The 6,919-nt window shown below is 45.4% G+C and carries 6 protein-coding genes and 1 rRNA gene; 1 reads left to right on the top strand and 6 read right to left on the bottom strand.

All coding sequences use genetic code 11. The features are described from left to right. Both AB4Z29_RS27900 and AB4Z29_RS27895 read right to left on the bottom strand, forming a co-directional pair. A 16S ribosomal RNA gene (locus tag AB4Z29_RS27900) occupies positions 1-97 on the bottom strand; the annotation flags it as partial. Positions 98-466: 369 nt separating this feature from the next. After that, positions 467-1,354, bottom strand: coding sequence for a nucleotidyltransferase-like protein (locus AB4Z29_RS27895; RefSeq protein WP_441946240.1), 888 nt, complete (start codon positions 1,352-1,354; stop codon positions 467-469). Between the two features lie 153 nt (positions 1,355-1,507). Here AB4Z29_RS27895 and AB4Z29_RS27890 point away from each other — a divergent pair, with 153 nt between their 5' ends. Further along, complete coding sequence (locus tag AB4Z29_RS27890; RefSeq protein ID WP_441946239.1) at positions 1,508-1,867, top strand: YgzB family protein; 360 nt, start codon at positions 1,508-1,510, stop codon at positions 1,865-1,867. 89 nt (positions 1,868-1,956) lie between these two features. Here AB4Z29_RS27890 and AB4Z29_RS27885 read toward each other — a convergent pair whose 3' ends face one another. From AB4Z29_RS27885 to AB4Z29_RS27870, 4 genes are all read right to left on the bottom strand, one after another. Further along, positions 1,957-3,690 carry a glycosyl hydrolase family 18 protein gene (locus AB4Z29_RS27885; RefSeq protein ID WP_441946238.1) on the bottom strand — a complete coding sequence of 578 codons (1,734 nt, stop codon included), beginning with the start codon at positions 3,688-3,690 and terminating at the stop codon, positions 1,957-1,959. 106 nt (positions 3,691-3,796) lie between these two features. Then, a complete protein-coding gene (gene perR, locus AB4Z29_RS27880; RefSeq protein ID WP_441946237.1) occupies positions 3,797-4,231 on the bottom strand; it encodes a peroxide-responsive transcriptional repressor PerR in 435 nt (144 codons plus the stop codon). 72 nt (positions 4,232-4,303) lie between these two features. Continuing rightward, entirely contained in the window at positions 4,304-6,211 is a 1,908-nt protein-coding gene (locus AB4Z29_RS27875; protein WP_441946236.1) for a DUF4097 family beta strand repeat-containing protein, read from the bottom strand. Next, positions 6,193-6,903, bottom strand: a complete 711-nt coding sequence (locus AB4Z29_RS27870) for an MgtC/SapB family protein (protein ID WP_441946235.1) — start codon at positions 6,901-6,903, stop codon at positions 6,193-6,195. Before AB4Z29_RS27870 ends, AB4Z29_RS27875 begins: the two co-directional genes overlap by 19 nt. Positions 6,904-6,919 lie beyond the last annotated feature (16 nt).

Genomic DNA, 6,919 nt, shown 5'->3' with positions numbered 1-6,919 from the left:
CCGCTAACCTTGTCCCGAAGGACAAGATCCGCTCGACTTGCATGTATTAGGCACGCCGCCAGCGTTCGTCCTGAGCCAGGATCAAACTCTCCAAATTGGTGTTTGAAATGCTCATTACTTGTTATCGCTTTTTCGCTTATCCCGAAGGATTTGCGAGGCAGTTGTTACTCGTTGTTCAGTTTTCAAAGAGCAATCTTTTCTTCTTATCGACGAGGTGTTTCGTTTCGGCGACTTTTATAATATATCACATTCGCCTATCTCATTGCAAGCACTTTTTTCGTCAATCGACATTTTTTTCAGTTTGTCGTTTATGCGAGAAAACATTCTTCAAAAGCGGCGAGTACTAATATATCATCAGTCGAACCGCTAAGTCAAGCATACTTTTCAAAACAACCATAAACATTAAAAAAGGCTTGTTAGACCCTATAGTAGCGGCTTAACAAGCGCTTATAATAATCCCATTTCCTTAAACCGAATTATTATCATTCATCAAATAACGCAGCTCAAGTGCACCGACATCCCCATGCTCGTGTATAACGGCTACTTCACGAATATACTCTCGCATTACAAGTTTCTGAAGAATAAGCGACAAATCGACATGCAGCACATGTATCGATGGGTGAGACTGAAGCTCGGCAATGCTCCAAGGCTCTTCGCGACTTTTTAAGATATTAAATAACAGCATGCAACTTGTTTTCATTTTGGTCATTACGGAGAACTCGCAGCCAAGCATAACCAATTGAACTCTCTGCTCCAGCGTTTCCGGGCTTACAGTCAGTTCTTCGTAAAGCTTATATATACCAGGATGAACGCGCCTCAGCTGCTTCCAGACTGTCAGCTCGGGATGACGTCCTTCTTCTATAAGAACAATATGCGCCCAATGATTAAGTGCAGTTAATATATGGCTATATGCATCGAGTAAATTATTATCGAGCAAATCCTGCTTTGCTTGCAAGTACGTTCTTAAGAAACCGGCAAATTCCGTGAATTGCTTCTGCTCCCTCATTGAATCAGGAAACTGAATAATCCGTTCACGAACATTGCTTAAATAGCCGTCGCGATCCACCAAGATCTCCCCCCGAACTAGCCACTCAATAATATTGCGGTTTTCTCCGCCTGACAGCCATTCTGCCAGACCATTTGAATCAATTGTGCGAATCATTACCCGCTTGTCAACAATTTGAATGTGCTCTGTTTCATTACGGGGATGCTCCTCCTGCACGACAACAAGCACTAATGAATCCAGACCATCAATCAAAGGATTGTATGGATACGGGTTCTCAATGACAGCCACTCCAATAACACTAGGTTCATCTTGATAGCTCTTTGCGATGTACGCTTTTATATGTTTCACTGGTTCCTCCATATAGCTAATCACATTTTATTAAGCTATAATAATATTCTACAGTTTTATTCTTTTTCGACAGGTTAGAGGCACATTCCTGCTTACTAACACAGAAAACAGACTCAATTTAAAAGTCATTCGTTATAGGAAGGGTTTGAACGCATGAAAAAGTTCTTTTTCAAGTCTGCCAAGATTAATGAATTCCGTCTCTGGGGACTTGTCTTCACCTTAGTCGGCATGGGTGTTATGATTCTCGGCACTGCCGGCATCGTCTTTTGGGGACAAGCAGGAAAGATTATTGCCGCCATTTTTATGGTAATTGGAATGATCTCCTTGCTCATAAGCGTCGCCGTTTATTTCTGGGCTGGAATGATGTCCACAAGCGCAACGATGCTGCAATGCCCTGAATGCAGCCGTCCTACCAAGATGCTTGGCAAAACCGACCGATGCATGTATTGCAAAACGATGCTGACGCTTGATCCCGCTCAAGCTACTCATAATCCAACCGAGCAGCAGGTTTAATTATTGCAATTCACGCATACAACGATAAAGCGCCGCCTCCCTGTATCCAACAAGGAGACGGCGCTTTTGATTTATTAAGAGTTCAAATATTATGGCTTAAGCTTGATAGCATCATCAATTGTTTTCCATATAGGCGGGGTTTGAAAAGCACGCTGCCAGGTTGCAACGCCAGCCAAATCATATTTGCGCACGAGCGCAACGCGAGCTTTTATGGAAACGTCATCCTCTATCCAAATCCGCGTAAGATTCCCATCCTCCGTATATTGTACGTAATTCTGTCCTGCTGCTGCGTCAAACACAGGCTTCAGTTTCTTTTCTTTTATAATGTCTTTGACCCGCTCCATACCTACAGCTTTCGATGAGACATCCACTTTACCGTCCGTCCCCTTCTTCTCTGTCCATATACGCGTATACAGCGGCATGCTCAATATAAGCTTATTAGAAGGAACGCCATCCTCTTGCATAATCCGAGCGAGCGAGCTCTCTGTCCAAGGCAGGGAAGCGACTGAACCTGATTTCGGACTAGAAGCCCAGTGCTCGTCGTAAGCCATTACCATCATATAATCAACAACACTGCCTAATGCTGCACGATCCAAAAACAACGACCACATTTCGCTATTCGATTTAGGCGTAACGTCAACTGATACCACCAAGCCCTGCTCGTGCAGCAGCGGCGTAAGCTCTCTCACGAATTGCACGAAATTCGCTTTGTCGGACGTATGCACATTCTCGAAATCCAAATTGATGCCTTGCAGACCATACATTTGAGCAAAAGCAATCAGCTGTTGGATCATAAAAAACCGCGTTTCCGCTGTAGCTAAGGCTTTGGTCGTTCGGTCCGGCTCAAAATCATTACTGAAAAGCGCCCATATTTGCAAGCCTTGATTATGTGCCCATTTGACATAAGCAGAATCCGCTTTGCCTTTAATGGTTCCTTTATCATCGGCTAACGCAAACCAAGTTGGGCTTATAACGTTTAGACCTTGCATCGGAGAAATTTTAGTTGTATCGATCTTGCGTTCGTATACCGCTTCCCAGGTCATATTGATTTTGTTGCCCAGCACCTTCCATGCAATGAAAGGAGCAGCTTGCTCCTTGGCTGGGGTCTGATCAATTTCTGTTAGCTTTACATCCTTTTTGTTCACGAAGCCTGTCCAACCGTTAGCGCTTTGAACATGCAGCCATCCATCCTGCTCCTGCCAAATTCTTAACGATTCACCTGGAAGCACCTTTTGAATGAAAGGAGCACGAATTGTAGCTTCGGTGCGAATTGCTGCTCCTTTGTCGGTGGTAGCCTCACCCAGCTGGATCGATTCCCCTTCTGACAATAGAGTAACAACTCCTGTGTCTTCCATGTATTCAACCTTCAGTCCATATAGCTCTACTAATGGCTCTGCCGGAATATAGACATTATCATCTTTCTTTTCTGCCGCAATCGTTAAGTTATAGGGCTTTTGATTGATTGTGGCGGTTAGGGAGTCTGTTTTCAAATGAAGCACCTTATCGGCTGTCGTCAAAATAATGGAGCCAGAATCCGGTTCATATCGGATAGGCTTGTCCGCTCCAAGCTCCTGCTCAAGTACCGAAAGGGGCAGCTTGACTTCTTTGTTTTCGATAATCGCTCCGTGAGCCGCTTCAACGCCCCGGATAATAATCGGATGTTCTGCTTGATACTCAGGAACTGTTTTTTCATTGCTCGGAATATAACGCATGTACCCGTACCAACAAAATACAGCTAATACACCGACTATAAATAATAAAAAGATGCTCCGGGCTCCACGATTACCTTTACGTCGCGGCGCTCGGTTATATATTGTTTCCAATTCATCACTCTCCTGAATACATTCATGATAGTAGGCTTCCTAATAAAAAACGTGCAGATTAGCGTTGAGTCGCTTCACGGCACGTTCGTTTAGTGGCTTATCGCCATTATTTCGCTGATGTGGTATTGCATGTCGAGCATATTCCGTATATCTCCATCCGATGACCTTCCACGACAAACCCCGTCACTCGCGATGCAGCACGCTCAACCTCAAGCAGCGGCGGATAATCAAAGTCCACGATGGAACCGCAATGTTTGCAAATGGCATGGTAATGATCCGATAAATCCGAGTCGAAACGGCTTGAATCATCGCCGTAGGTCAGCTCACGCACTAATCCAGCTTCTACAAATAAACGCAGATTGTTATATATCGTAGCTACGCTCATGCTCGGATAGATCGGCGAGAGCGCTTTATAAATTTCATCTGCTGTAGGATGGGTCATTGAGTCCATCAAATAGCTTAATATGGCGTGACGCTGCGGGGTCATTCGGACGCCGTTGCTCTTCAGTTGCTCAAGTGCTAAGTTAACGCTGGCTCCCATTCCCCTCACGCCCTTCCTAAGTAGTTACAACTATTGTACGTTCTTATTTAAGCGTTTGTCAATGAATGCGCCTTATTGGGATAGCCCAAATTGCCTAATGGCAATGCTGTTTGTGGCGTTAATTTGAATGCGGTAAGTCCCCTCGCCTATAGTGCCTCTAATCGTTTTCTTACTTACCTCAAGCGGAAGCTCCGTCGTAATATTACCGAAAGTTACCGATCCGTACATCCGAAAATGTCCATCAGCCGGCATTGCGAGCTTTACTTCGCCAACGGAGCTGTCCAAGTCCCAGTCACCGCCTATCGTGCTGCTGTTCAGTTCAATGCTGCCGTTTAAAGTATCTGCTTTTACTGACGAGCCTGCACCATCCATTTTAATTTTCCCATTTTTCGTTTCGGCTTCAATATTCCCATCGATTTGCTTAATCTCCAGGCTTCCGTTGAGGGTATTGGCATAAAGCTTCCCTTTTATGTTCGCCGCTGTAATCGTACCGTTTTTGGTTTCTAAAATAGAGTCACCGGTTATGCCGTTAACCGTAATTCCGCCATTATTACCTTTGACGGAAACAGCTCCAACAATGTTGCTAACCGTTACCATTCCGCTGTTGCTCCGAATGTCCAAGCCGCCGGGAAGCATAAGCTTCATAATTTCAATCGAACCGTTTTCTGCTTCTATTTTCAGGTTCAAAGCTGGCTTCGGCTCTTCTGTAACCTCCGGGCTTTGCTCTATTTCGTCTATATTGGTTGCTGCAGGAGATGCCGAAATTCCTGCTCTATCCGTTGTACTCGTTTCCATAGGGGAAGGTGAAATGGCTGATTCATCCGTTGCTGGCGGTTCTAACGTCTGAGTAGGCTCCTCTTCAACCTTTACCTGGTCCGACAATGACATAGGTACGGTTATGAGCATATTCATTCTTGGCTTTCTGCTGCCATTCGCACCATAAGATTCACCTTTCGCCTCGAGTGATACTTCTTTGCCAGGATTGACTTTGACCGTTGACTGCTCGGCAATTGCATCCGCTTCCGATTTTTCAATGACATCTACCCAAACAGCAGTTACAACCTCGATTTCCTGTACGTCGCCTGATCGCACGGTTACCTGTCCATTAGGATTGGCGATACGTATAAGGGAAACTGCCTCATCCAGCGGTACTTTAATGATTGCTTTGTCATATCGGAAGCCTTTTTCTTCACCATAGTCGGCAGCTCCGTTCAAATCCACATTGAATTGATCCAGCCAGCGAAAAGGAATATCTGCGTATTGCGTTACCGCATAAGCCGTAAATGTAATGACAAGTGCAATCATCCCGCCTGCTACATCCAGCCGAAGCTTCTTCTCCACTCCTTTGAATTTCCAACTGTACAGTATGATTTCCAACCCTAATATAATAAATATGACAGGCCACCATTGTCCCAGTAGTGAAATATCATTCCGCCCGTTTAATTGGTCCAATAAAAGCAGAACTCCCACCGTCAGTATGAGAACCGCAGCCGTAAAGCGTCCAAGCTTAAACATAAGTACCGACCCTTTCCGCGAACGTAAAAGCAGTATAATAGAAGCTGCCATAATAATTGGCCCTACGCAAAGCTCAGCAAGCTCATTCATCCATGGCATAATGGCGTGAGGCGGTTTCACCAAAACAAGCATGACAATCCCAGCGGCCAATAATAAACAGCCGTGCACAGCGTTAAACGAGGCAGGCTTGTGATGCGCTGCATCAGCACTCTGCAATGAATCAAACACGCTGATGAAATAAAAAACAGGCAGCATGATTCCTAAGTAAACGATAAGCAGTAAATGTCTTCCGCCGTCAGAATCTGCCAGCCGAACAATCGCAGTCAAATCCAGCCAAAAGGCTGCAATTAGCAGTAAGCCCTTCGGATGCTGTCCTGTATACATATGTCCTGCACCAGGCATTGCAAAAGCAAACAACACCGTAAGCAGTCTGTTTTTCATTCGTTTTATTCCGAGCTGACCCAACGCACACCCTCCAAATGCTTAATGCTATCGAGCAGGACGAGCAGCGCTTCCGATTTTGGCAATGTAATGTATAGCTGCAGCATTACTTGACCACCCTCATCATCGTCCTCGCATTCTTCCAGCAGCATTTTTCTCATGACGATCTTGCGGTCCAATAACAATCCGTTTATATCAATCATGGCTTGAGACAGATCCTTGGCTTTAATTTTGAGCAAATGCTCCTTCTTGGCACTAATATACCTCTTCTCCAGCTTATTGAACGCCCATAGTGTGACGAGCACCATTACAGTCGCCGTTGCCGATGCAAAATAAAATCCTGCTCCCACGGCCAGCCCTATGGCGGACACGACCCAAAGCGAAGCTGCAGTGGTTAAGCCTGTTATAGACTTGCCGGTAAACAGTATCGTTCCCGCGCCAAGAAACCCAATTCCTGTAATAACGGCTGCCGCAAGACGTGCAGGGTCGACCCGAACATTCGGTTCATCGACAAATGCAGAAAATCCGTACATAGAGAGCAGCATCAGCAAGCAGGAGCCTAAACAGACTAATATATTCGTTCGCAGACCCGCTGCATGATTCGATTGCTCGCGCTCAAAGCCTATTAGTCCGCCGAGCAGCAGCGCGAGGAGCAATCGGAGCAGAATATGAAGCTCGCTGATATTCCAAGGATTATGCGTGGCAAGTAATTCCATAAGCGATCCCGACCTT

Source organism: Paenibacillus sp. 2TAB23 (assembly GCF_052115165.1).
Classification (GTDB): Bacteria; Bacillota; Bacilli; order Paenibacillales; family Paenibacillaceae; genus Pristimantibacillus.
This window is presented reverse-complemented; position numbering and strand designations above follow the sequence as displayed.